Annotated in this window: 25 protein-coding genes; 9 read left to right on the forward strand and 16 right to left on the reverse strand. The window is 34.5% G+C overall.

What is annotated here, in order from left to right; genetic code table 11:
- Positions 1-398: 398 nt before the first annotated feature.
- Complete coding sequence (locus tag KY054_02230; protein ID MBZ1356564.1) at positions 399-608, forward strand: helix-turn-helix domain-containing protein; 210 nt, start codon at positions 399-401, stop codon at positions 606-608.
- A gap of 23 nt (positions 609-631) precedes the next feature.
- Positions 632-1,540 carry a hypothetical protein gene (locus KY054_02235; GenBank protein MBZ1356565.1) on the forward strand — a complete coding sequence of 303 codons (909 nt, stop codon included), beginning with the start codon at positions 632-634 and terminating at the stop codon, positions 1,538-1,540.
- A gap of 445 nt (positions 1,541-1,985) precedes the next feature.
- On the opposite strand, the gene KY054_02240 is transcribed toward KY054_02235, so the two are convergent.
- The 9 genes from KY054_02240 to thiI all read right to left on the reverse strand — a co-directional run bounded on the left by KY054_02240 (position 1,986) and on the right by thiI (position 8,347).
- Positions 1,986-2,153: a hypothetical protein gene (locus KY054_02240; GenBank protein ID MBZ1356566.1), complete on the reverse strand. Its 168-nt coding sequence runs from the start codon at positions 2,151-2,153 to the stop codon at positions 1,986-1,988.
- 19 nt (positions 2,154-2,172) lie between these two features.
- Complete coding sequence (locus KY054_02245; GenBank protein ID MBZ1356567.1) at positions 2,173-2,412, reverse strand: hypothetical protein; 240 nt, start codon at positions 2,410-2,412, stop codon at positions 2,173-2,175.
- Between the two features lie 90 nt (positions 2,413-2,502).
- Positions 2,503-2,676: a DUF21 domain-containing protein gene (locus KY054_02250; protein ID MBZ1356568.1), complete on the reverse strand. Its 174-nt coding sequence runs from the start codon at positions 2,674-2,676 to the stop codon at positions 2,503-2,505.
- 347 nt (positions 2,677-3,023) lie between these two features.
- Positions 3,024-4,088 carry a nucleoside monophosphate kinase gene (locus KY054_02255; protein MBZ1356569.1) on the reverse strand — a complete coding sequence of 355 codons (1,065 nt, stop codon included), beginning with the start codon at positions 4,086-4,088 and terminating at the stop codon, positions 3,024-3,026.
- 4 nt (positions 4,089-4,092) lie between these two features.
- On the reverse strand, positions 4,093-4,788 hold the full coding sequence (locus KY054_02260; protein ID MBZ1356570.1) for a TIGR00730 family Rossman fold protein: 696 nt from the start codon (positions 4,786-4,788) through the stop codon (positions 4,093-4,095).
- Between the two features lie 14 nt (positions 4,789-4,802).
- Positions 4,803-5,684: an MBL fold metallo-hydrolase gene (locus tag KY054_02265; protein MBZ1356571.1), complete on the reverse strand. Its 882-nt coding sequence runs from the start codon at positions 5,682-5,684 to the stop codon at positions 4,803-4,805.
- A gap of 67 nt (positions 5,685-5,751) precedes the next feature.
- Positions 5,752-5,910 (reverse strand): hypothetical protein, encoded by a 159-nt coding sequence (locus KY054_02270; protein MBZ1356572.1) that lies wholly within the window; start codon positions 5,908-5,910, stop codon positions 5,752-5,754.
- 81 nt (positions 5,911-5,991) lie between these two features.
- On the reverse strand, positions 5,992-7,188 hold the full coding sequence (locus KY054_02275; GenBank protein ID MBZ1356573.1) for an FMN-binding glutamate synthase family protein: 1,197 nt from the start codon (positions 7,186-7,188) through the stop codon (positions 5,992-5,994).
- Positions 7,166-8,347: a tRNA 4-thiouridine(8) synthase ThiI gene (gene thiI, locus KY054_02280; GenBank protein MBZ1356574.1), complete on the reverse strand. Its 1,182-nt coding sequence runs from the start codon at positions 8,345-8,347 to the stop codon at positions 7,166-7,168. The genes KY054_02275 and thiI overlap by 23 nt, the downstream gene beginning before the upstream one ends.
- A gap of 270 nt (positions 8,348-8,617) precedes the next feature.
- Between thiI and KY054_02285 the strand changes: the two genes are divergently transcribed.
- The 3 genes from KY054_02285 to KY054_02295 are packed head-to-tail and all read left to right on the forward strand — an operon-like array spanning position 8,618 to position 11,579.
- The gene (locus tag KY054_02285; protein MBZ1356575.1) at positions 8,618-10,312 is read left to right on the forward strand and encodes a GspE/PulE family protein; all 1,695 of its coding nucleotides are present in this window, start codon (positions 8,618-8,620) and stop codon (positions 10,310-10,312) included.
- 38 nt (positions 10,313-10,350) lie between these two features.
- Positions 10,351-10,524, forward strand: coding sequence for a response regulator (locus KY054_02290; GenBank protein MBZ1356576.1), 174 nt, complete (start codon positions 10,351-10,353; stop codon positions 10,522-10,524).
- A gap of 5 nt (positions 10,525-10,529) precedes the next feature.
- Positions 10,530-11,579, forward strand: a complete 1,050-nt coding sequence (locus KY054_02295) for a type II secretion system F family protein (GenBank protein MBZ1356577.1) — start codon at positions 10,530-10,532, stop codon at positions 11,577-11,579.
- 116 nt (positions 11,580-11,695) lie between these two features.
- Here KY054_02295 and KY054_02300 read toward each other — a convergent pair whose 3' ends face one another.
- Positions 11,696-12,553: a hypothetical protein gene (locus KY054_02300; GenBank protein MBZ1356578.1), complete on the reverse strand. Its 858-nt coding sequence runs from the start codon at positions 12,551-12,553 to the stop codon at positions 11,696-11,698.
- Positions 12,554-12,628: 75 nt separating this feature from the next.
- Between KY054_02300 and KY054_02305 the strand changes: the two genes are divergently transcribed.
- On the forward strand, positions 12,629-13,108 hold the full coding sequence (locus KY054_02305) for a prepilin-type N-terminal cleavage/methylation domain-containing protein (GenBank protein MBZ1356579.1): 480 nt from the start codon (positions 12,629-12,631) through the stop codon (positions 13,106-13,108).
- A gap of 23 nt (positions 13,109-13,131) precedes the next feature.
- Here KY054_02305 and KY054_02310 read toward each other — a convergent pair whose 3' ends face one another.
- The 3 genes from KY054_02310 to pilM are packed head-to-tail and all read right to left on the reverse strand — an operon-like array spanning position 13,132 to position 18,901.
- Entirely contained in the window at positions 13,132-13,527 is a 396-nt protein-coding gene (locus KY054_02310; GenBank protein MBZ1356580.1) for a hypothetical protein, read from the reverse strand.
- Between the two features lie 3 nt (positions 13,528-13,530).
- On the reverse strand, positions 13,531-13,920 hold the full coding sequence (locus KY054_02315) for a type II secretion system GspH family protein (protein ID MBZ1356581.1): 390 nt from the start codon (positions 13,918-13,920) through the stop codon (positions 13,531-13,533).
- 49 nt (positions 13,921-13,969) lie between these two features.
- On the reverse strand, positions 13,970-18,901 hold the full coding sequence (pilM, locus tag KY054_02320) for a pilus assembly protein PilM (GenBank protein ID MBZ1356582.1): 4,932 nt from the start codon (positions 18,899-18,901) through the stop codon (positions 13,970-13,972).
- A 176-nt stretch (positions 18,902-19,077) separates the two neighbouring features.
- On the opposite strand from pilM, the gene KY054_02325 reads away from it, so the two are divergent.
- Together KY054_02325 and KY054_02330 are read left to right on the forward strand one after the other, a co-directional pair.
- Positions 19,078-19,524 carry a prepilin-type N-terminal cleavage/methylation domain-containing protein gene (locus KY054_02325; GenBank protein ID MBZ1356583.1) on the forward strand — a complete coding sequence of 149 codons (447 nt, stop codon included), beginning with the start codon at positions 19,078-19,080 and terminating at the stop codon, positions 19,522-19,524.
- Positions 19,521-21,101, forward strand: coding sequence for a prepilin-type N-terminal cleavage/methylation domain-containing protein (locus KY054_02330; GenBank protein ID MBZ1356584.1), 1,581 nt, complete (start codon positions 19,521-19,523; stop codon positions 21,099-21,101). The genes KY054_02325 and KY054_02330 overlap by 4 nt, the downstream gene beginning before the upstream one ends.
- On the opposite strand, the gene KY054_02335 is transcribed toward KY054_02330, so the two are convergent.
- From KY054_02335 to KY054_02345, 3 genes are all read right to left on the reverse strand, one after another.
- Positions 21,102-21,914, reverse strand: coding sequence for a hypothetical protein (locus KY054_02335; protein MBZ1356585.1), 813 nt, complete (start codon positions 21,912-21,914; stop codon positions 21,102-21,104).
- A gap of 87 nt (positions 21,915-22,001) precedes the next feature.
- Positions 22,002-22,766, reverse strand: a complete 765-nt coding sequence (locus KY054_02340) for a fibrobacter succinogenes major paralogous domain-containing protein (GenBank protein MBZ1356586.1) — start codon at positions 22,764-22,766, stop codon at positions 22,002-22,004.
- Positions 22,767-22,975: 209 nt separating this feature from the next.
- A complete protein-coding gene (locus KY054_02345) occupies positions 22,976-23,239 on the reverse strand; it encodes a hypothetical protein (GenBank protein MBZ1356587.1) in 264 nt (87 codons plus the stop codon).
- Positions 23,240-23,583: 344 nt separating this feature from the next.
- Here KY054_02345 and KY054_02350 point away from each other — a divergent pair.
- The coding region (locus KY054_02350) for a hypothetical protein (protein MBZ1356588.1) at positions 23,584-24,463 on the forward strand (880 nt) is incomplete at its 3' end.

Raw genomic sequence — 24,463 nt, forward strand, 5'->3', positions numbered from 1 at the left:
AATGAAGTTAAAAATTCCAATTAAAGTTATGGAACGATATGAAGTAATTCAAGAGTATCAAAAAGGTTCTTTGACAGTCGATGAAGCCTGTATTCGCTGTCAGGTCCGGAAAAGGCAGTTCTATTGACTGCTCTTCAAAGTCAGAGAGTCTGGGGGAAGGAATTTTTGCCCGCCCTCGCTTTCCAATTCCAATTTTTTCGCTGTCACCGAATTTTGTATTTCGCTTTGCGAAATGCACCACTAAGAGAAAAGATCTTGTGTTTACCCCACCCACCCGTGTGCACACAACAAGTTCTTACTCCCTTGGTCTTTGCTAAAAATAAATTCTGTAGTATCATTATGGTAGTACTAATAAGTTTAGCTGTACTTTAATGTAATAGTACTACCATAAATACAATATGCCCAAACAAGATTATCTACTTTCAAAAAATCTGAAGAAACTACGGGAACAAAAAGGGCTTTCGCAAGATCGCCTCGCCAAACTCGCCGATGTTGCCAATAATACGATTATTAAAATTGAGCAGGGCGAAAATATAAACCCGACGCTTGAAACATTAAAGAAAGTGGCGAAAGCCCTCGGAGTTAGTGTTGATAATTTAATAAACTAGTAAGATTCTATTTGGACAAAAATATGATAAACAATAAAAAACAAAAAGGAATAGCAATTATTGGAGCAGGAGAAATCGGTACCGCGCTTGAATTTATTTTGAACAAGAAAGGAATAAAGCCAGACTTATGGGACAGAGACGCTAAAAAATTAAAAAAAAATATAAGTTTTTCTCAAGTGATTAATAATGCTCAAATTATCTTTTTATGTGTTCCCTCTTGGTCAAACAGGGAAGTGGCAAGAATGATTTACGATAATGTTAAAAATGATCACAAAAAGATAGTAATCACTCTTTCTAAGGGCATAGAAGATAAGTCGTTAAAAACAATGGAAACGGTCCTAAAAGAAGAATTGAAAAATAAGATTGGTTATGGAATTTTAGTGGGGCCAATGATAGCGGAAGAAATAAAATCAGGGCAACCATCAACAGGAATAATTGGTTTATCTCATAAGAGATGGGAGATAAAAATTAAGAGTCTGTTTCGCAACACTAGTTTAAAAATCAGATTTTCTGATGATATTCGCGGTATGGCTATTTGTTCAGTTTTAAAAAACATTTATAGTCTCGCTTTGGGTATGGCTAATGGTTGCGGTTTTGGAGTGAATGTAAAAAGTGCTCTCACAGTTGAATCATATCAAGAAATGAAAAAGATAACGGAAATTTTAGGTGGAAAAAAAGAAACCTGTGAAGGACTGGCTGGTCTAGGCGATTTATTAGCTACGGGTTGGAGCAATTTTTCTCACAACTTTACCGCTGGCAGAAATATTATTTTAAAAAATGAAAAAAATCTTCAGAATGAAGGTTATGTTTCGATTTCACCAATATCTAAACTTTTAGGTGGTAATCTTAAAAAATTTAAAATTCTTTATTCCCTTAAACAAATAATTTTAGATAAAGAAAATGCTAAAAAAACATTATTTAAAAACTATTAACCCTCTTGTGTTAATTATTGACGCAGGAACAACTAATGTCAAGGTTTTTTTGATAGATGAAGGATTAAATTGTACTATCCAATCACTTCAATAACGAAATGATTAGAATTAATAGTTATTGATTGAAAAATTATCCGACTTTTAGCTGATCTTTGGATCTTATCAAATCGTGTTTTAGTATTTTCTTCTGGTGAGATTCCTAATTCTAGTTTTAATAATTTTTGTTTAGGTGCCAAGTGATCAATTCCTCTATGTCTTCTCTCGAAGTTGTTAGTGATACATATACTGATGAAGCTTCAGGTTAAACTCTCTCCTTTCTTTTTAAAAACAATACTATTTTGATAAGACTTTTGGCTCTGCCCGAGCATGACCTATTAAATGTCCTTTCTTTTACTTCCCACTCTCCCTCATTCTCTTGGTCTTAGCTCGTAAATCTACAACCTTATCAAGTCTCATCAACTATCTCCCCTACTATCTGTTCTAGAGCATACTTTAGAGTAACGCTACCTGCTGTTCCTCCGAATTCATCAGTAACTATTGCTATATGAGTTTTTTGTTTTTGGAAAAGAGGTATTAGATCATCTAATTTAATATCTTCTAAAACTACCAACAAAAGATTTTCCTTTATGAAGTCACACTAGCCTTTCTTTCACATCTTTACTTAAGGCAATCAAAAGATCTCTTTGATGACTGATTCCAATAATGTTATCTAGATCTTTTTGATAGACTGGGATTTTTGAATGAGATAATGAATAAATCTTTTCTTCTATATCCTTCAATATCTCTTTACCCTCAAGAGTCTCCATTACAGTTCTTGGAATCATAATATCTTTTGTAGTAATGTCATTTAAAAGAAACACTTTCTGAATCATATCTTTCTCATCAGCTTCAATGGCACCTTCCATATGACCAAGATGACTCAATATCTTAATCTCTTCCTCAGAAACAATACTTCTCTTCCTCTAAAAAGGTCTTGTGAAAATATTTAAAACCCAGATAATTGGAGTAAATACTCTGTTCAGAAAAAGAAGCAGTTGGACAGTTGATAAAGCAATTGGAATTACATACATCTCTCCAATGTTCTTGGGAAGAACCTCGGCAAACATTATAACAAGGAAAGTAAAGACGGCTGAAATTACACCAAACCAAGCACTTCCAAAAACCTCAACAGCATCTAACTTCCAATGATATTGATGGTATTATTTAAAACAACAATCACGGTAATGGATTGTTGTATATTTTCTTTTATCTTAACTAAACTTACTGCTCCAGATCTTTTTTATTCTACTAATACTTTTTAAATTTAAGACCCTGCCTGAAACTAGGAAAGTCTCTGAGAAACCACTGGTGGGTATCGAAGTCCTGATCCACAGATCAAGAATCATTTCCGATTCCCGTAGAGAGCTTATATCAGATTTTCCATAGATGACCGAGCAGGGTCAATATCATTTTATCCTGATAGCTACAAATGGTCAAGCTAAAATTAAAGATTTAGAATCTTAACCATTTGATGTATCAAAGATACTACTACTGGAGGAGCCATTAAACTATAACACTCTACCCCTTCATCATTATTTACAGTATATGGAAGCTCCTTAACTTTGACCTTACCGTCTTTTACTTCATATTGATATTCTGGAGTAATTTCATAGTCATCTACCATGCCCTCTGCCCTATCTACCGGGATAGCATTTCTTAGAAGAATTTTCGGTATTCCATACAATGTGAATGCTTGTTTTATTAGCTTTTCATCAGTTGCAAGCCTATCCCTTATTGGTTCAATGCCCAACTCGTCTCCTTCCTTTGATACCATTTCAACATTATCTTCACACTCATTATTGTCACAAATCAACTTAAATTCTTTTGTTTCTTCGTCGTATTTTATCTTAGAAGTCGGTAGAAGCTTCAAGTTTCTTGATGTTTTACACTTAGGACATATTTTCCTCCATTTAATTCTTTCATCAATAACAGTATTTGGGAGATCAATTAAAACAAAAAGGTCTGGATCTTCTCTGTATCCAATCAAATCTCTAAAGAATAGAGAGTATGAAATTTGGTCCATATCTCTTGGGAAACCATCAATGAAAATGACTTTTTTATCTCTTTTTGCAATTTCTCTTTTAATCAAAGTTAAAATTACATCTGTTGGCAGAAGTGTTGCTGTACTTCTATTTAATAACATTTTAATTATCTCGTCAGCTGAAAGAAATCCTCTATAATTTTGTTCTAAAAATTCTTTTAATTCTTTTATTTTTTCTTCATGATTTACCTCTTCATCAACATCTCTTATCATATCACCGATAGAAAAGTGCTCAATTTTATCCTTTCCTACGGCTTCAGCGAACATTTTTGAGTATGTCCCCTTTCCAGAGTTCTTTTTACCCATTAAGTAAACAATGAAGGTATTACCCTCTTCTATGTGCTTCTTAATTTTATCTATTTCTAGGCCGGCTTTAACTTTAAAATAATCTTGTCTTTCTTGGGGGTCAGAAAGATTAAATTTCTGATCAACTCCTTCTTGCTTTGTCTTAAAAATTGGAAAATCCATATCCTTATTTTTTATTTGCTTTTTTAATTACTTCTATTCCTTCCTCGGCACTGTCAACCAACTTGAATATCTCCAAATCTCTTTCATATATCGCACCCCTCTTTTGATAGACTTCACTCTTAAGCCATTCAAAAAGAGGTTGCCAATAATCTCTACCGACAACAATTATTAAGACTTCGTGGGAAAGCTTCCTGGTTTGAGCCAGGGTTACCATTTCAAAAAATTCATCCAGAGTACCATAACCTCCAGGAAAAAATACGTAAACCGATGAAGCCATGGACATCATGACTTTCCTGGTAAAAAAGTAATGAAAACCTTTTGACTTATTAACATAATCATTGGTTCTTTGTTCTTCCGGAAGTTGAATATTGATTCCAACAGATTTCCCGCCAGCTTCATAAGCTCCCCTATTTGCCGCTTCCATTATTCCTGGACCGCCACCACTAACAACAGCGTAGCCCTCTTTAGCCAAAAGAAAACCTAATTTTCTCGCTTCCTTGTAATAATGATCATCTTTACTGGTTTTGGTGCCTCCCCAAACAGTAGCTGATTTTTCCTTAAAATCAGTGATGAATTCAAATCCTTCAATGAATTCGGCCATAATCTTGAATATCCTCCACTGAAATGTCTTTCTAAAATCCTCTTTAACCGGAGGAAGATCCGGGTCGGGTAAATTTTTTAAAACTTTTTTGTCTTTCATTTAATTTATCAGAATTAATAATTAAAAGAAGATAATATCTTTATATTACCGTCTAAATCGTTTCTTAGGACTCTTATACCATGTTTTTTTAAAATTTCCAATGTCTCTATATGGGGATGACCGTAACGATTATCGGATCCCGATTGAATTACAGCAATAGATGGATTAACTCTTTTTAAAAACTCTTCAGAAGTTGAAGTTTTACTTCCATGATGACCAACTTTTAAAACATCTGACTTTAACACTATTGATCGACAAATCGGTTCATTTTTTGCCTTACAAGAATCTTCTTTTTTGATTAGTTCCTTTTCAATTGAAGAATAGACGTCACCAGTAAAAAGAAAAGTTCCCTCGTTTGATACTAATCGGGCAATAACTGAAGAAAGGTTTAAGTCTTTAATTTCTGTATTAGCTAAATTATCGAATGGGTAAAGAATGTCTATATAAAAAGTTTTCCCCTTTATTCTTTGACCCGCTTTTGCAATCCTAATGGTTGCATCAGTTTCATTGAGTACCCTCTCCCAAGCACGCGAGACTGCATTATCCTCTATAACTCCATTCCAAAGGATATTACGGACCTCATAATTAGGCACCACCTCTATTAGTCCACCAACGTGATCACTATGGGCATGACTTAATATTATCAAATCTATTTCTCTATCCCAAAAGAACATTACTTCGGACAACCTTTCCAAAATACTTCCACTCGGACCACCATCAATTAGAATATTATGTCCTTCGGGAGTTTTAATGAAAATGGCATCGCCTTGACCAACATCAAAAAAAACAACCTCCAAACTTTGAGGTTGACTTATCTTCCCTACCGCATTCCAAGCAAAAACATTAGCAAGGAATATTAATGATAAGATTAAAAGTTTTATCCTTTTCGCTCTCATGGTCAGAGTTTAAGAAAACACCCCTTCCTTTTGTAAAAACAAAAAGAAGGGGGCTTTCAAATTTAAACTATTTATTAGGCAGGATCTTAAACATCTTAGTTTCACATTCAGGACAGGTTCCTGAAAGAGCTCTTCTTTTTGCTCCCCCCTTACCTTTCATTTCAACTTCCTTTTCGTTTTGAACTTCTCTTTTTTGCTTACATTTTACGCAATATGCTTCAGCCATATTTTTTTCTTGAATAATTTTATTAATGCGACCTTTTTAGGCTCAAACTATTATACAATGGTTTTTGTTTAAAAAACAACCTTATTCTACCCAAGAAACTTTTATTCCAGATATTTTAGCCATTTCTGAAGTCATTGATCTTAGATCATTTCTGTCTAAATTATGGATATCGTTTTTCCCAATCACTCCTGTTACCATCTTTATTTCTTCAGTACAATTAGTAAGAAAATTAGCAATTCTTGCCGCTGACAAATCAACATCTAGTTTTAACCTTAATTCGGGATCTTGAGTGGCTACTCCGCTTGGGCATTTTCCTAGATAACACATCTTACAATATACACACCCCATTGCAACTAAAAGCGGAAAAGCAAGAAACACTCCATTGGCTCCTAGTGCTAAAGCTTTAGCGATATCTCCACCTTTGTTAAATCCACCTCCCATCCATAATTCTTGATCTGCTCCAAGTTCATCTAAAGCCTTTCTTGCCCTTACTAATACTGGTATTGTTGGTATTCCTACTTCATTTAACATAACTTCAGGTGCCGCGCCTGTTCCTCCTTCCATTCCGTCCAAGGCTATTACATCAGGATTAGCCTTAAGCGCGTATTTAATATCTCCTTCAATATTACCCGGACCAATCTTCATAATTATTGGAACTCCCCCAGTAACTTCTCTTAAATAATCAACTGTCTTTTTTAAATCTTCTTCGTTATGAATATCGGGATGATAAGCAGGAGAATGAACATCTTCTTTGCCAGAGACTCCCCTTATCTTAGCAATATCAGGCGTAATCTTTTCTTTAGGTAATAATCCACCAGAACCCGGCTTAGCTCCTTGGCCAATTTTAATTTCAACAGCATCAGCTTTCTTTAAGACTTCTTCTGATATCCCAAATCTACCTGTGGAAAACTGAAGAATTAATCGTTGGGCGGCATTACGTTCTTCGTCTAACATTCCCCCTTCACCAGTATTAGCTACGCTTCCAGCTTTAGTTGATGCCATTGCCAAAGCAGTTTTAGCTTCTTTGGATAATGCACCAAAAGACATAGCTCCAATGATAATAGGAACATCTAGCTTTAATGGCTTCTGGCTCTTTTTCCCAAGTATTGTAACGCTCTTTATCTCTTCTTGATAATAATCAACTGGCCTCTTGGTTAATTGAGCCGGAACGAATACTAAATCATCAAAACTAATTCTACCGGCCTTATTTGATCTTCCGCTTGATACTGGCACACCTTCACATCTTTTCTTAATATCATCTGTCCAATTTGAAACCATATATTTGCTCGCAAGACATTTCTTTTATTGCCCTGACAGTTATCTTTTTAATATTTATTTTCTTTTCTTCTTCTATTACCTCTTCAATCCTAGCTTTAGTTTCAGGGTACTGAGGAAGAAATCTGCTGCAACAATCATCATAAGGAAGGTTGGATATATCAAACGTTCCAATGTCCTTAGCTATCTTTATTATACTCTCTTTGTCATCACAAACCAAGGGTCTGATAATTAGACTATCACATGCTTGTCCAATTACTAACATATTCTCAATAGTCTGTGAAGCTACTTGGCCCAAACTCTCTCCGGTAATAATTGCCTGGGCCTTATCTATCTTTACTACCTCTTTGGCAATCTTTAACATCAATCTTCGGTAGAAAATAACTCTAAATTTAGACTTAGTATTAAGCAAAACTTCTTTTTGCGCCTCAGTAAACGGAATAAGGTAAAGATTTGATTTTCCTTGATATTGAGACAACAGTTCTACTAACTCCCTTATCTTGCTTATTGATATCTCGGAAGTGATTGGATAGGAATGAAAGTGAAGGAATGAAACCTTAACTCCCCTTCTCATAGTTGTAAATGCAGCTACCGGTGAATCGATGCCACCTGAAAGCAAAACAACTGCCTTGCCCCCCGTTCCCATCGGTAATCCCCTAGCCCCCTTGTATTTCTTAGTGAAAATAAAAGAACGCTTTCTGACTAATTCAATATAGCAAATAAGGTCTGGATTGTTTAAATCTACTTTTTTGTTTTTTAATTGTTGGAATAAATGAGCTCCCACTTCTTGGTTTAATTCTTGAGAAGTAAAAGGAAGGTGCTTATCTTCTCTCTTGGCGGTAACTCTAAAACTTTCAAAATTCTCTTTTTTAACTAATTTCAAGGATTCCTCCTTAATGTCTTCAATATTATGGGAGCTATCAACTGCAAATGAAAAGCTAGATAATCCAAAAACAAAGCCTAAAGCGTCTCGAACCTTTTCATTCTTTAGTTGACCTTCTTCGGTCAGCTCTATTAGTATGCGCCCAGGAATTCTTTTAACAGAAGAGTATAGTAATAGTTTTAAAACTCTCTTTATTTCTAAAACCAACTTGTCTTCAAAAAACTTACGATTCTTCCCTTTCAAGCCTATTTCAGAATAATGACAGATTACATATTTCATGATTCCTAAGTCTAGCTCTTTGGTAGGTCTTTTTCAATAGATGATATAGGGTCGTCTTTCTTGTTTTTTGAAAAATTATACGAATACTCCCCTTACGGACGCAATTCTTTTAATCCAACTAATCATATATTATTTATTTAAATTGAATCCTTTATTTTTACACACCAAGAACATTTCATTTATTATTTGTTTTTTGCTATAATCATATACACATTCTTTCCAAACAACTAAAATTATTGTAAACTTATTAAAAGTAAATAAATTTAAAATATGTTGATCTCAAATGAGAAATTAGAAAAGATCCTGCTTGATTCTGGCTATATCCAAAAAATGGATTTTGATATGGTCAAGGCCTTGGCTAAGGAAGAAAAGCAACCCTTAGACAAGATGTTAGTAGAAAAAGGACTGATCAAAGACCAAATCATGGGAAAGCTCATCGCCGATGCCGCTGGGTATCCTTTCATTGGGCTTAAAAGGGCTAATATAGAAGATATTACCCCACAACTGCTAAGTTATATCCCTGAAGCCGTTGCTCTCTCACAGAGGGCTATTGTAATTGAAGAAGAAGATGGCGTTCTAAGTGTTGCTTCTAATGATCCTGGTAACTACAACTTCTTTAAACTTCTTGAGAGAAAAACTGGTAAGAAGATAAAAGCTTTCTATGTTACTGATTTTGACTTGGATCAAGCTCTAAGAAGATATAAAGGTGATATAACAATAGAAGTTTCAAGATTAGTAGAAGAACTGGAAAAAGAACCAAAGAAAAGTGAAGAGAATATCGTAGAGCTAGTAGACCTTATTCTTGACTATGGATACACTTCTCTTTGTTCAGATATACATATTGAGCCTTTAGTAAAAATGACCATCGTTAGATATCGAATTGATGGTATTTTGTACAAAGCTATAGAATTTCCTAAAGAACTACACACCAGAGTTGTTTCACGTATTAAAATCCTTGCCAGATTAAGAACTGATGAAAGAGCCGCAGCTCAAGATGGTCGTTTTGAACATACTATCCGAGGAGCAACAATTGACCTTCGTGTTTCAGTCATGCCTACTACTGATGGAGAAAACGTTGTTATGAGACTTTTAATGCAAAGGGGAAGAAGGTTTGAACTATCTGACCTTGGACTTCTAGATTCTGACTTAAAGAAATTAAAAACTAATGCTGATAAGCCATACGGGATGATTGTGGTAGTTGGACCTACTGGATCAGGTAAAACGACTACCCTATACGCAGTACTTCAGTCAATAAATAGACCGGAAGTTAATATTATGACTATTGAGGATCCAGTCGAATATAATATTGAACGAGTAAGACAAATTCAGGTAAATCCAGCAAAAGAAATAACCTTCCCTAAGGGTCTTAGGTCTATTGTTCGTCAAGACCCAGATATTATCATGGTTGGTGAGATTCGTGACAAAGAAACTGCGGATATTGCCGTTAACTCTGCTATGACGGGACATTTGGTGCTTTCTACTCTGCATGCAAATGATGCCCCAACTGCGTTTTCGAGGTTTTTAGAGATAGGAGCCAAGGCATATCTTATTTCTTCCTCTGTTAATACAGCCATAGCTCAAAGATTGGTAAGAAAGATCTGTAAAGACTGCAAAGAAAGCTGTTTCTTGTCAGAAGAAGAATTGGCTATCCTAAACGAAGAGCCAAATCTTGCTGGTAATATAAGGGAAATATCGGGAAAGAAGAATCTTGCTGAAGTCAAATTCTTCCGAGGAAAGGGATGTAAGTTCTGTAATAATTCAGGATATGAAGGAAGAACCACTATATTTGAAATCTTAAATGTTAGCGAAGAGATTAGAGATTTAATCACCAATAAGGCTCCGATGGACACTATTAGAAAGAAAGCGATTCAAGAAGGCATGACTACCATGGTTTACGATGGGATAACCAAGGCCTTAATGGGTATTACAACCTTTGAAGAAGTAAGAAGAGCAGCTAAAGCCTAATAGCTGAAGTTTTACTTGATAGAATGAATGGAATGGATATGTTAAGAGAGATAAAAAAAGACTATCCCGATTTACCGATAATAATATTTTCAGAATTAGGACAAGAATCTGATATTGAAGAAGCTCAAAGTATAAGAGTAAGTGATTATTTCATAAAATCTAAATCAACTGTCGATCAAGTTGTAGAACGATCTAAGAAAATCTTAAAATAAAGATTATGCCATTATTTAACAAAGTAAGTACTCAAGAAAAAAGAGATTTCGTAAAAACTTTAGCTCTTCTTATTAAAAGCGGAATTCCCATTAATGAATCCTTTGAAATCTTGACTAAGCAAGCAAGATCCTCTGCCCTCAAGAATATACTCAAAAAAGCACAAGAAAGAACCGAAAAAGGAACTCCTATTTATCAAGTTTTTGAAGAAGATCCAAATTTTGAAAAAGCTTTTTCAAGCTTTATCCGAGCTGGAGAAGAAAGTGGAACTTTAGATAAAAATCTAAAACATCTAGCTGACTGGCTTGATAGAAAACAAAATCTAGAAAGAGAAATGAGCTCGGCAACCTTTTATCCAAAGATAATTCTTATCTTTTCTGTTTTCCTGGGCGGAGGATTAACTTTCTTTGTCCTTCCTCGTTTAACTCCAATCTTTGCCGCATTAGATGTTGAACTACCACTCCCCTCTAGAATGCTTCTTTATATGTCTAATTTCATCCAACACAGAGGCCTAGACTTGATATTAGGCATAATCGCCTTCTTGTTGATTATTTATTTAATAAGTAAGATAGAAAGAGTAAGAGAAATATTTGATGATTTAATACTAAAAGTTCCGATTGTTGGTTCATTTGTTAAAGATTATCAACTAGCAGTTATATCCCAATTAATATCAACCCTATTTGGAAGTGGATTAATGGTAACCAAAATTCTTGATATTACATCGGAATCAGTTCCAAACAGAACATTCAAAAAGTCCTTGGAGCACGTCAAAAGAAGAATAGTAAAAGGTGATCCCTTTTCTATGGCTCTAAATGATTTTCCAAATCTATACCCAAGCGTTTATATCAGTATTATTACAACCGGAGAAGAAACTGGTTCTTTCGTTGACTCTTTTGCCTATTTGGCTGACTTCTTCTCGTCTGTAATAACCGATAAAACTAAAAAACTACCGGTCATTCTAGAGCCGGTAATACTAATCTTAATTGGTTTGTTTGTTGCCTTTATTGCAAGTGCAATTATCTTGCCGATTTATCAGATAACTCAAGGATTCTACTAAGAGAAAAGGAGACATTTTTTGTCTCCTTAAAAAGTATCTCGCAGTTACCACAGATTAGCCAATTCGTAATCCACGCCTTAGGTTCAATATTGTACTCGTTAAAGAACAATAAGACCCTACTCACTTAGGTAAGTCTCTAAATAATACTCCCCATTGTCCTCTCTTATAAATCCAAAATTGTCATCCGTTAGTCTCAATAAACTAATTCTACCATAAGGTCCATAAATATCTTGATTTATCCTAACATACCAATTTTCTCCCACTTGATAAACATAGGCGAATTTTTGTCCAGAAGTCATTAAAGCATCTATTGTGTCATATGGGCCTTTTGAGTTACCATCAATCTTTACATACCAACTTCCATTTAATTTATAGGCGAAAATGAAATCATTCATAAAAAATGATATTCTTCCTGTTTCCTCGTAAGGACCATGAATTTTACCATTCATTCTAACATACCAATTGTTGTTTTTTTGATATTCAAATCCGAAGCTTGCATCACTCCCTAAATGAAATAGTCTAAGATCCTGATAAGGACCGAATATTTCATTATTAATTCTTAAATAGACCTTATCACCCTCATAGTAGCGAAATGAAAAATTATTTCCCGATGATCTCAATGAGTCCAATCGATCATAAGGGCCAAAAATATTATCATTTATGTTTGCGTAAAAACGACCATTATCGCTATAAACAAATCCTATTGTGTCTTGCGAGAAAAAAGAGAAGTCTAAATACGCAAAAGGACCAAAACTTCTAAATCCTTTCTCTGGAACAGATGGATCTATTTTTAGGTCTACGTCGGGAACTTCATTATATAATGGTGCGCTGTCAATTGGCTCTTCTGTATCAATAAAAACCGCGTCCTTAATCTTATTCCTTAAAGATATTATCTGGACAAGAGCTATAATCAAAGCAAAACTAAGTAAAATACATAGTATTAATAAAGTTCGCCTTTCTGTTAGTTTATTCATTGTTTTAGTATTAATTAACTTTCTTTTTTCTGTTATAATGAATTATACAATAATTTTAAAAAAATTGAAATATTTATGAAAAAAGGATTCACTATTATTGAATTTATGATATATATTAGCATCCTTTCGGTGGCTATTGCTGCTATGGGATTAGTATCAATGAATGTTTTTTCTGTTGGAGCAAGAACAGATGCCATTCAAGAAGTCGCTCATAACGGACGCTTTGCTATGCATAAAATTGGCTCTACGATAAATGAAGCTAATTCATTAATTATTCCAAGCCAACAAGGGTCAATAATTCAATTGGCATTCACTGATCCATCAAGAAATCCTACTACATTTGATGTTACAGCAGGAAAACTAAGAATAACAGAGGCTGGCCGTAGTCCCATAAATCTAACAACATCAAAAGTGGTTGTTGATCGAATATTTTTTACAAGAGTTTCAAACGACTCTATTAGAGTCGAAATGAATATCTCCTTCCATAATCCACAAAATCTTCCGGAACATAATTTTAATAATTTCTTTTTAAGTTCTTTCGTCTTAGGAAGATAAAAAAAAATGGGCTATGCCCATTTCTATTGTATTACCTCTAATGACGCTGCTTCAGGCGCGGTTGAGAAAACTCTTATCTTTTTTTCTATTTCTGGAACAGACTCTATCATATATCTATGGTTTGGGTCGGGATCAGTAGGAAAAGGTCCTTTAATATATTCTCCTATTTGATCTAAGCATTCTGTTATTTCTACCGCTTCTTCATTGGGCTCAGGTATACAGTCTGGGAAAAATCCTCCATGATCAATCGCATAGGTATAAATTGCGGTTATCACCAATTCCATATGATTCTTTCTGGTAGCATTACGTGCTTCTCTAAACAACGCTGGGGGCCTAAATGAAAAAACCACACCTATCACAAGCATTGCGATAATCACTCCTATAGTGATTAGCTCAATTTTAGATTTATCTATTTGCATTTCTTATTGTAAGACTTGGACTCCGGCGGCTATGGCTTCGGGTGCTGTTGATGTTATCAAAATCCTTGTTCCTTGAAATGATATCATATAACTATGTCCTTCTTGAGGATCTCTCGGCATTAAACTTATAAAATCAGGTACTAATTCTGTACAAGTTGCAACATTTGCTGGGGTTGCAGTGATACAAGCCGGAAAAACTCCCCTCCTATCAACGGAGAAAGTATATACTGCGCTAACTATAGAGTTCATATGACTCCATCTGGTAGCATTTCTGGCTTGCTGAAAGTGTCTACCTGGATTAATAGCTACTATTACGGCTGAAGCAAGAATTGTTATAATTCCAATTACTATCAATAGCTCAATAAGCGTAAATCCTTTTTTGTTATTTTTCATATTTTTATATTATATTAGTTTATAAAATTGTACCATAGTTTCATTCTTATTAAAACAGCGGAATGAAAATTAAATAATAGGAAAACAATAATAATGCTATGGCAATAATTACAGCAACTAAAACTATTTTAATAACCATTAGTTTCTTTTTCTTTTCTTGCCAGTATATCTTTCTCTCATTATTCTTTATTTCTTCAGGTAAAAGATTTATTCCATCCTTGACTGGATCCTTGGAAATACCCCGAAGAGCAAGACCGATAGCATTAGCATAAAGAATTGACCTATCAGAAGGTAATCCTCCTTTTCGTTTTATTTTCTTTAATGGATCCCCTATCTCTACACTTACCCCTTCAAAATTATCTTTAAAGAAAATGTCTATATCTGGCAATAGAGATGTTCCACCTGCCATAATTACCTTCTTAACATTTCTTCCAGTCTCATTCTTATAATATTTCATGGCTTGTTTTGCCTCTTCAATTATTCTACCACCTTCAAGTGACAACACTTCAAAAAGTGAATTATCTTCCTTTTGAAAACCTTTCGCAATAATCATCATTTCCGCTTCTTCTTTCGAAATCCCTAAATAATCAGCTACTTTAGATGAAAAGTAATATCCTGCATAAGGAATTGCGGTTGATAGATTAATAAAACCAGATTTATCAAATATATTAATATTGGTAGTCTGGGCTCCAATATCAAGAATCATAGTATCTTCACTTATTCTATGAAAATAATTTTCCCCCTTACTCTTCTTGCCATTCTCCACAACTGATGGCAATTCGGTTAATAAGGATCTACCGATTGACTCAGCTTCAATATCAAAAACAATAGGATTTATTCCTGATGATTTAAAGAGATATATCTGACCATCCACAATATCTTTTAATATAGCGACGCAGAGAACTTTGGTTTTATCTGACTTTCCGTCCCAAGATTCAATATAGTTCCAATAAAGATCATCGATTGGAAATGGATATGTTTTTCTAATCCTTTCTCTAACATTTTCAAAAAGTTTATCTCTTGATTCAAAGCTAAAAACTTGAACATATGTCTTATATTCAGGAAGGCTGGTAATAACTCTAAGTGTGGCTCCTTTTCTTGGTATAAAAGGCTGAAATCCTGCTTGTTTAACCGCTAACCTTAATGCTTGAGATAACGCTTTTTGGTCTTTTATTTCCCCATCCTTTACGGCCCCATCCTTTATAATTGACCTCCCATAAGCAAGAATAGACCCCGTTCTGCCAAGATAGACTATTTCAACTGAGTAATCACTGATATCAATTCCGACTATTGGATGATAAAATAAAACTTTTCTAAAAATATTAAAGAACTTGCCTAAAGAAAATTTACGACCCATCCCTGTCTTCCATCCAGGAGGAGCCTGTTTTTCTTCTAATCTTTTTTCTCTCGACTCTGCTTTGGCTCTTTCTCTTACTTCTCTTGTTTTCGCTTGATCCTCAGCCGACATTTTTTTCTCTATTTTCAAAAGATATTCTTCTGCTTTAGCATATAATGGAACTTTATCTAAAAGTTTAAAGAGGAATCCGGGCTCTTTTTCAGGCTCATGAAGCTGCTCTTTGAGCTTTTTAAACATCTCATAGGCTTTATCAAATTCTTTATTCTTAAAATATTTTACGGCTTCACTGAATTGCCCTTGCAATAAGTCTTCTTTCTGTTTCTGATCTCCTTTTTCTTTCTTCTCTGCATCTTCTTTCTTTCTCATCTCTTCTCTTAAAACCCTGCGTTTTTCTTCTTGCTCGGCTTCTTTTTTCTTCTTTTCTAAATCATCCTTTTCAGCAACCTTTTTAGTCTCAGCTTTCTGAGACTCTTCCTTCTTTGCTTTTTCTAGCTCTTCTTTTTCTTCTTGTGCTTTTCGTTTGGTTTCTTCTTCAATTTTTTGAGTCTCTTCTGCTATTAGTCTCCTTTTTTCTTTAAGTTCTTCTTCGGCTTTCTGGGCAATTTCTGTTCTTCTTTTTTTCTCTTCTTCAGTTAGTTCCCCCTCTTCAAACTCTTGTGCTTTTTTAATTGCAGCTTCTTGTTGCCTTGCTTCCTCTTCTCTTGCCTTCAGCTCTTCCTTTCTCTTTCTTATCTCTTCTCCTTGCCTCTGGCTAGCCTCTCTTTTGGCTAAAACCTCCTTCATCCTCATTTCTTCTTCTTGTTGCTTCCTTCTTTCTTCCTCTTGAGACTTTAAATCCTTTTCTTTATCCTTTAATTCTTCTTCTTGCTTTCTTTTTATATCTTCCTGTTGTTTCTTAAGTTCCTCTTGATACTTTTCCTTTAGTATAGCTTCTTGTCGTTTAAACTCTTCCTCCTGCTGACGAATTTTATCACGAGTAAGAACATCTTCCATTGCCTCCTCTCTAATTTCCCCTTTTTGTACAGCCAATTCTTTCTGTTTTTCTATGAATTCATTTCGTTGTCTTTCTAGCTCCTCTTCATGCTTCTTGATGAGCTCTTCTTCTTTGGCGCGCAAAGCTTCCTCATGCTTTTTAATGAGTTTTTCTTTTTCTTCCTTAATCTCTTCTTGTCTCTTTAGCTCTTCTTTTTGTCTTTTCCTTATCTCTTCTCTTTCCTTAGCTTCCTCTTCCTGTCTTTTTCTTACTTCTTCTCCCTGCTTTTCTTCCTTAATCTTACCAAGGAGCCATTTTGCTTTTTGAGAAAGCGGCATAATAATCTTTATGTTCTCAATAAAACTAGCTTTAGCTTCCTTTTCTTCTAGTTCCTTTAAAAGAGATTCTAACAATCCATTAGCGATATCAAGTTCTTTTTTCTTGTAGTGATCAAATGCACGATTAAATATTGATTGAAGTTCACCTCCCTTCTGTTTTTTAATAAGTTCTTCTTTTTCTTTTTTGAGCTGCTCTTCATATTTTTTCTTAATATCATCTTCTGCTTCTTTCTTTTTGGTGGCTTTTATCTCTTTTTCTAATAATTCCTTCTTTTCCTTTATCTCCTCTTTTATCTCATCTTTTTGAATCTTCCCTAACAGATCAACTGCTTTGTTGGATAAGGATGGCGCTTTAAATAATTTATTAAAAAATCCGGTTTTCTTTTTATCTATACCAATAACCTCAAAAACTTTATTCAAAAGATCTTTAGCAACAGAAAGTTCCCCTTTACCGTATCGATCAAAGGCTTCATCATACATTACTTGAGCTCTTAATTCTTTTTCTTTTCTTATTCGCTCTTTTTCCTTTAAAGCCTCCTGCCTTATCTCCTCAACAATCCTCATTTCCTCCTTTCTAAGAATCTTGTCCTCTTTAGCTTTTTGAGCTCTTTCAACCTCTCTGTTTCTTCGATCAACTTCCTCTTGAATTCTTCTCTTTGACGCCTCTTCGGCCAATTTTCTTTTCTCCTCTGCCTGTCTGATTCTCGTTTCTTCTCGCTCTTTTAGTTCTGCTTCTTTCTTTCTTTGTTTTTCTTTGGCCGCAGTGTCTTCTTTTTTAATATTTTCAAGATATTTTTGAGATTTAAGATAAAGTGGATCTCCGGAAACTTCTTCAGGAGTGCTAGTTTCTTCTATTTTTTTAATAAGATTGATGAAAAGTTTACCTGCTTTATCTAAATCTTTTTTGTTATACGCAGTAGTAGCTTCATTAAATATTGATTGAAGTCGTTTCTTTTCGTCTTTTCTTTGATTTTGTTTTTGAGCTTCTTTTCTCTCTTTTTCTTTCCTTTCGGCCTCTTGTTGAGCTTTCTTCTCTTCTTCTTGTTGTCTTTTCTGTTCTTCTTCTTTTATCTTTAACTCTGCTTGTTTTTTAAGTTCTTCTGCTTTTTTTGATTCTTCTTGTTGTCTTCTAGCTTCTTCCTGTCTTTTCTGTTCTTCTTGAGCCTTCTCTCTTTCTTCTTTTTCTTCTTTTTCTTTTGCTATTCTTTTTTCTTCTGCAATAGCTCTCTCTCTTATCCCCTCAACTACTTTTTTTTCCTCAGCAAGTTTCTGCCCCTCCTCTTCTAGGCGCTTTCTTTCTTCCTCTTCTTTCTTTGTTATTTCTTCTTGCTTTCTTTGTAGCTGTTCTTCAGCCTCTTTTCTTTCACTTCTTACTCTATTTTCCTCCTCTATGGCTCTTTCCCTTATTCCTTCAATTGTTTTTCTTTCTTCCGCTAACTTTCTCTTCTCTTCTTCCACTTCCCTTCTTTCAGCCTCTATTTCCTTTTCAATTTTATCAATTTGTTCAATTGATTGGTTGTATAAAGCTACCTTGGTTTCATCTTCAAATAGTTTAAAGTCTTCAATTTCACTTTTAACAACAAAGAAAAGCCTATTGGCCTTAACCAATTCCCTATTAGCATAGTAACTAGTGGCTTTATCAAATTTAACTTGAAGTTCGGCAAGAAGTAATTGTCTCTTCAATTCTCTTTCCTTTTCTGCTATCTCCTCTTTTTTACGGGCCCTCTCTTGTTTTAACCTTTCTTCTTCTTGCTTCTTTTCCGCTTCTTCTCTTTCTATCCGTTTAATATCTTGATCAAGCTTATCTATTTCTCTATTTTTAATATCAATTTCTGAACTTAAACTTTCTTTTCTTTTTAAAAGAGTTTCTTTTTCAGATAACGATGATTTTATTTTTCCCTTTAAAGTTTTTAAAAGCTCCCCTATTTCCTGATCTTCTTTCTGTTTTTCTATCCTGGCTCTCTCTACTCCCCTTCTTTTATCTGCAATGGCCCATCTTTCCTCCTCTATTTTCTTTTTCTTAATTGGGTCTTTTTCTTCTTTCTCTCTTTTTTCTATTTCATTCTTAAGACCGGTAAATTCACGCTCTTTATCACGGGCAACGCTTAAGTCTTTTTCAATATTTCCTTTTTGAGCTAAAAGTTCTGAATTTTTAAATTGTAATGCCTTTTCTTCATCAATTAAAAAACGGATCTTTTCATTGATCTCTTCTTGTCTTGTATTTAATTCCTTTATTTCCCCTTCTTTCCGACTCTTTCTAATCTGAAGCTTTTCCCAAGGAGAACCTCCTTTGATACTTATTTTCCGAACCATATATTAGTTTTTTAACACAAATATTTTCTGATAATAACAAACGATTTTATTATATCATATTTTGAATTATCAGAAAGGTTTTTCTTGCTGATGATTAATTCATTCTAACATCTATACGAATAATATAAAATACTTTTTAATTATCTTTTTTCTGCTATAATTATGATTGATAATATATGAAAAAAGGTTTTACATTAGTTGAATTATTAATAGCAGTCGCTTTAATTATTATGTTCTCAAGCCTTACTCTTCCGGTGGGTTTTAATTTTTTTCAAGAATCAACTCTAAGAGACCAAGTCCGGAATCTTGAAGCATCACTAAGAAAAGCTCAAGCAGTCGCGATTTCTGGTCGTGGCAATGCTAGCGCTGGAATTAAAATTACTAGAAATAGCTATATAATATTTGAAGGAGAATCCTTTCGAGACCGGAGATCTTCCCTTGATATTGTTATCCCCTTTCCCGTCTCAGTAGTACCTAGTGGAAATGACGAGATTGTTTTTAGAAAATCAACCGGCCGACTTATTTCTCCAGCTAACAACGCGCTAATTTCTATAAGCTTTGGATCTCATACTAAACAAATTTCAATAAACTCTCATGGGAAAATAGAGAGCTTTGATTTATGACAAGAAAAAGACAAAAAGGAATGATACTCATAGAGCTGCTTACGGCAATGGCTGTATTTGCAATTGGCATAATGACTATTTTTGCTCTTTTTGTAAGCGCGACCCGAGGTGCAATCATCAGCTTAGATAGAACTAATGCAACCCTCCGGTCAAACGAAACACTGGAAGCCGCTTTGTCTATACTAAATCAAGATCCAAGCTATTTAACTCCCGGGAGATACGAAGTTGGAGTAAATAATAATAATGAATGGGTTTTACTGTCAAAATCAGGCCTTATCGGTCATTTCTTGCTCTCAAATAACGCCACAGACTCAAGTGTTTATAGGAACCATGGATTAATGAAAAATATTAGCTTTGCCAAAGATAGAAAAAATCAACCATTCAATGCAGCCAGGTTTAATGGTAATAATAGTATGATAACAACCGAGTTTGGATTCTCTCTTCAAACCTCCGGCCCATTAAGTATTTCAGCTTGGGTCTTAGGGACTGGATCCGGAACTAGAATAATTGCCGGAAGGTATGATTTTTCAAGAAACACAAGCGGATATGTGATATACCGGCAAGACAACTCTTATTTTTTCAAAATAGCCGGCCCCCAAGGAACTGATATAATATCCGCCCCATCAGACAATGTTCCATGGGAACATATTGTAGGAGTCTATGACCCCGCAGATCAAAGAATGGATATATATATAAATGGACGGCTAGGAAATACTAAAAGAACAACCATTACATCTATTAACACAACTCCCTTTCTTGAGCTGACTATCGGAACTGATACTAGCAGGTCAAATGTTTGGGAGGGATTAATAAGTGATGTAAGGGTCTATAACCAAAGCCTAACAGCCAATGAAGTTTCCGGATTAAACGGAAGCTACAGCACTCGAGAAGAAAAATCCTTAATAATATCAGATGCTAGCCAATTAATAGCAAGCTGGAGTTTCAATGAAGGAAGAGGATGCATTGTTCATAATAATATCAGCAATGACCACGGGAGAATTAACGGTTGCAACTCAGTGTCATGGACCGAAAATAGGTATGGTAGAATAAACCGATCATTGGGATTTACAAACGCTCAAATAATTGTTCCGGGATCTAATTCTTTACATATTCGAGGCAATGTATCTATTTCAATTTGGGTAAGATTACCTAATCCGCTTCCAAATACTGAAATGGTTTTATTAAACAAAAGAGCTAACGGACCAGACGATTATTCTTTCCTTCTTATGTATCATGGATCCGACCGAGGATACTCATGGGCAATTTCTTCTGGAACAGGACGAGTTATTAAAGCGAGGGCACCAAATACCGCTTTTCCTAATAAATGGCAAAACATTATTGTTACTTTTGATGGAAACACCAGAAGAATGTTTATTAATAATAATGAAATTACTAATCTTCAACCAATGGAAAGAGTCAATCCTGGAACTGAATCTAATCTCTCAATAGGAAGAGACCTAGCCGGACAAAATAGCTTTACAGGAACTATTGATGACCTTAGAATATACAATAAAATCCTAACCAGACGGGAAAGGATTTCAATACTTACCAATCACTTAAATTACTATCTTGAATAACTAAATCTCAATAAAGATATTAATATTATTCAGTCTTGGATAGAAAACTGGGCCACCATTAAAATTGACTCTTGTTCTTATACTAATATTACTAAGATCTACTCCCCTTTCCAGTCCCGGTATAGGCCCTCCATTTCTAACTTCAACCCATCCTTGCGGCAACCCGCCGCGATGAACATTAGTTGCAACGACGATATTATTATCCGTACGAATATCAGCGTTCCAAAATATTTGAGAATTCTTTACTCTTCCTCTTCCTGAAATATCCAAATTTGAAGAAATACGATGTCCGCTTGTTGGCTGAAAGATTATCTCTCCTGCTGGCCCGGTCACAAATACTGGTTGTAAAGCTAATGAATTGCCCTCGATTATGAGGCCCACAAGCGCGTCATGCCTATTCCAATCACTTGCAGTTGATTCAACCGAAAATCTTAACTCCTGTTGATAATCTTTAAAATGAGCTCTTTCTCCCGATCTAATAAGCGCCGATATTCGTTTAGTGTTTAATGAAATATTTTCCACTTGAATGAGATTGCATACTTTCTGACCAATCATAATACCTTCTCTGCCTTCTATAAAACTAAACCCAGCAAACCCTATATCCTCCTTTAACCTTAAAATACCTTCTCTCACACAAGCTTTAGCTAAAGAGAGAGCTTCCTGACCAGCTTCATACGAAGAGCTCATTGATTGATCGGTTAATGAAGAATGGAATATAGAAACACCAAGGACCACTATTAATGCTCCAATTATTAATACTGAAGTCATAGCAATGAAACCCTTTTCTTTTTCTTCTTTTGAAATATTTTTCATCTTGAGTTAATTATATATCAAAAACAGATAATTTAAAAGAAAACGAGGACCTTTTAATCCTCGTTTAAACTTCCCTTGTTAATCTTGTTAATTCTGAACACATCGGACACTGAAACCACTAGACCTCATGCTCTCAATTCGGCGAACTCCTTGATTAGCCATATCCATAATACGTCCTTTAACAAAGTCTTCAGACGAACTTGATGTCCACCAAAAACCACTTTCATCTACAAAAGAGAAAGGCCCATTTGGATTTCTAAATCCTCCAAAAATTGCATTAAATCCGTATGTATTTAGCCCCTCAAGAGTTTCTGACCTTAAATGGAGTCCCTCATTAGTTCCTCTCCAGTCCATTAGGCCGTTATCAGGAAATGTTTCGCTGCAATCAGGATTGCCAAGTGCGCCGCAAACTGATCTTTCTAAATCTGCCCACTGATTATGAGTTGGAACACTCCATCCTGCAGGACAAAGACCAGCCTCGTTATTCACCGCATACCAATTATACAAAGCTCCGTAAGTATTACAGTTTTCGACAGCATCTAAATAGCAAGCGTATGCTCCCTCTTTATCATTGGCCCAATCATTACTCTCAATTAAATTTGGAATTGCTGACCCATCGGCATATTTAGTAACATTTAAATTTTCTGCCATCCAACATTGATTGCCAACTTCAACAGTCCCGTACTCAACTTCTTGATAAGTAAAACTATCCCCACAACTAAAATCGCCATTGACAATCCCATTGGTTGGCCCTTCTGCATTTCTTCCTTGAGAAACAATTATTACAAGAAGGATAATTAACGATAGAACAAGTGCTCCTGCAAGAATATATAATCTTTTTTTTGGATCCATATTTTTATTTATTATTTTTAAAATCTTTAACGATGAATTTACTTGATTATAACGCAACTGTTTTTATAGTCAATAGTTAGTCTTATCCAATACAAAACAACCCTGAAATGAAGCTTGTTTCCAACACAAAACGACCCTGAAATTGATGTTGTAAATAAAGGCAAAAGTCGCCATAATTGAGGTATATGAAAATCAATATGGACGACCATTTAGGGAAGCTTTAACATCTTCTTTGCTTTCTCAAAAGGAACACCTCCTTGATTTTTTGGGTCAGAAATTGCCTCATTAAATCTTACCGCATCTTCTAAATCCTCTAACATCTCTTCAATTTTCTTCCATTCCTTCAAAGGCAAAATCACCACTGGCTCTTTGCCTATTTTTATTGAATTTTTATCAATGATTTTTACCATAACTTTAATGCCATCTGATTTTATTATATTTTTTCCAAAAACCGCTGTCAAATTTTTGTCCATGTTTTAGACAATTCAACTCTGGACATATCCATATTTTACCATTATTTTGCAAGAATTTCTATTCAGTTATCCACATTTAAGTGTGAGGGGTTACTTTTTTATTAAATCCCCAATCGGGACATTTAACGCCTTGGATATCTTTTTAAGTGTATCAACTTTCGTCTTTTGTTGTTTGCTCGCTTCAATGTTAATTTATCATATTATTAGACAGATCGGCAAGGCGAGCCAGTTTTTCTCTTAACCTTTTTATTTTGCTTGACTCTACTATATTTGATAATCTATGGAAATTCAACTTCCATAATTCTCACACTACGACAATATAATAATTAACCTTAACTAATTATATGGGAAATATTAATCAATTACCCTACTTTCAAATAAATAACATAAAAGAAACAAATAAAATAGCAAGATTTTTATTGAAAAAAGTCAATCATATTCTAAAAGAAAAATATCCTTATCATTATTTAATTTTTGCGCGACAGGATAAGCGATTAAAATATATCCAGAAATTAAGTGAGAAATATAAATATTTTCTGAAAATAGATATTGAAAAATATTATCCTTCTGTGAATCATAAAATCTTCTTAGCAAATAATTGGGAGTTCAACTCCCATAACTCAAGGAGGATGAGGCATTATTTGAAATATGAAATACCTGGGTTCTTAAAACAAAGTCCCGTTCAAGGCAAGGGATTGGCTTTGGGAAACTATTTATCTTGGGTTTTGGCTGGCTTGTATCTTTTGCCTTTGGATTTGAAAATCCCAAGGCCTTTTTTGAGAATTCAAGATGATTATCTAATCTTCTGTAAGAATAAAAAAGAGCCAGAAAAAATCCTAAAAGAAATTATAGAACCAGAATTAGAGAAATTGGAACTAAAATTAAACATCAATAAATTAAATTCGGGCAGATTTCATCAAAATCCAGTAGAATTTATAGGTTTTAGATATTATGCCGGAATTTTTACAATTAGCACAAAGAAAATTGAAAACTTCAAAAACCAAATAATAAGGATTACGCATCTAACCAACAAAAAACCAGATAAAGCAATAATAAAAGAATTGAATAATAAGATTATGGGGTTTGGGCACTATTACAAGTTGGCGTATTGTAAACAAGATTTTGAAAAACTGGATGCTTTTATCAGGCAAAGATTAAGAAGATACATAGCAAGGAATAAAGATTCAAGAAATAAATTGGGAAATCTACTTTTAACCAATGAAA

This window comes from Candidatus Nealsonbacteria bacterium (assembly GCA_019923605.1).
Classification (GTDB): Bacteria; Patescibacteriota; Minisyncoccia; order Minisyncoccales; family CSSED10-335; genus JAHXGM01.

What these genes read in the sequence shown, in the direction of transcription:
- KY054_02295 (MBZ1356577.1), top strand. Translation starts at nt 10,530, where the DNA reads ATGCCATTATTTAACAAAGTAAGTACTCAAGAAAAAAGAGATTTCGTA.
- KY054_02230 (MBZ1356564.1), top strand. Translation starts at nt 399, where the DNA reads ATGCCCAAACAAGATTATCTACTTTCAAAAAATCTGAAGAAACTACGG.
- KY054_02265 (MBZ1356571.1), bottom strand. Translation starts at nt 5,684, where the DNA reads ATGAGAGCGAAAAGGATAAAACTTTTAATCTTATCATTAATATTCCTT.
- KY054_02310 (MBZ1356580.1), bottom strand. Translation starts at nt 13,527, where the DNA reads ATGCAAATAGATAAATCTAAAATTGAGCTAATCACTATAGGAGTGATT.
- KY054_02345 (MBZ1356587.1), bottom strand. Translation starts at nt 23,239, where the DNA reads ATGGACAAAAATTTGACAGCGGTTTTTGGAAAAAATATAATAAAATCA.
- KY054_02290 (MBZ1356576.1), top strand. Translation starts at nt 10,351, where the DNA reads ATGTTAAGAGAGATAAAAAAAGACTATCCCGATTTACCGATAATAATA.
- KY054_02335 (MBZ1356585.1), bottom strand. Translation starts at nt 21,914, where the DNA reads ATGAAAAATATTTCAAAAGAAGAAAAAGAAAAGGGTTTCATTGCTATG.
- KY054_02315 (MBZ1356581.1), bottom strand. Translation starts at nt 13,920, where the DNA reads ATGAAAAATAACAAAAAAGGATTTACGCTTATTGAGCTATTGATAGTA.
- KY054_02325 (MBZ1356583.1), top strand. Translation starts at nt 19,078, where the DNA reads ATGAAAAAAGGTTTTACATTAGTTGAATTATTAATAGCAGTCGCTTTA.
- KY054_02300 (MBZ1356578.1), bottom strand. Translation starts at nt 12,553, where the DNA reads ATGAATAAACTAACAGAAAGGCGAACTTTATTAATACTATGTATTTTA.
- pilM (MBZ1356582.1), bottom strand. Translation starts at nt 18,901, where the DNA reads ATGGTTCGGAAAATAAGTATCAAAGGAGGTTCTCCTTGGGAAAAGCTT.
- KY054_02270 (MBZ1356572.1), bottom strand. Translation starts at nt 5,910, where the DNA reads ATGGCTGAAGCATATTGCGTAAAATGTAAGCAAAAAAGAGAAGTTCAA.
- KY054_02305 (MBZ1356579.1), top strand. Translation starts at nt 12,629, where the DNA reads ATGAAAAAAGGATTCACTATTATTGAATTTATGATATATATTAGCATC.
- thiI (MBZ1356574.1), bottom strand. Translation starts at nt 8,347, where the DNA reads ATGAAATATGTAATCTGTCATTATTCTGAAATAGGCTTGAAAGGGAAG.
- KY054_02260 (MBZ1356570.1), bottom strand. Translation starts at nt 4,788, where the DNA reads ATGAAAGACAAAAAAGTTTTAAAAAATTTACCCGACCCGGATCTTCCT.
- KY054_02245 (MBZ1356567.1), bottom strand. Translation starts at nt 2,412, where the DNA reads ATGATTCAGAAAGTGTTTCTTTTAAATGACATTACTACAAAAGATATT.
- KY054_02340 (MBZ1356586.1), bottom strand. Translation starts at nt 22,766, where the DNA reads ATGGATCCAAAAAAAAGATTATATATTCTTGCAGGAGCACTTGTTCTA.
- KY054_02285 (MBZ1356575.1), top strand. Translation starts at nt 8,618, where the DNA reads ATGTTGATCTCAAATGAGAAATTAGAAAAGATCCTGCTTGATTCTGGC.
- KY054_02255 (MBZ1356569.1), bottom strand. Translation starts at nt 4,088, where the DNA reads ATGGATTTTCCAATTTTTAAGACAAAGCAAGAAGGAGTTGATCAGAAA.
- KY054_02275 (MBZ1356573.1), bottom strand. Translation starts at nt 7,188, where the DNA reads ATGGTTTCAAATTGGACAGATGATATTAAGAAAAGATGTGAAGGTGTG.
- KY054_02235 (MBZ1356565.1), top strand. Translation starts at nt 632, where the DNA reads ATGATAAACAATAAAAAACAAAAAGGAATAGCAATTATTGGAGCAGGA.
- KY054_02330 (MBZ1356584.1), top strand. Translation starts at nt 19,521, where the DNA reads ATGACAAGAAAAAGACAAAAAGGAATGATACTCATAGAGCTGCTTACG.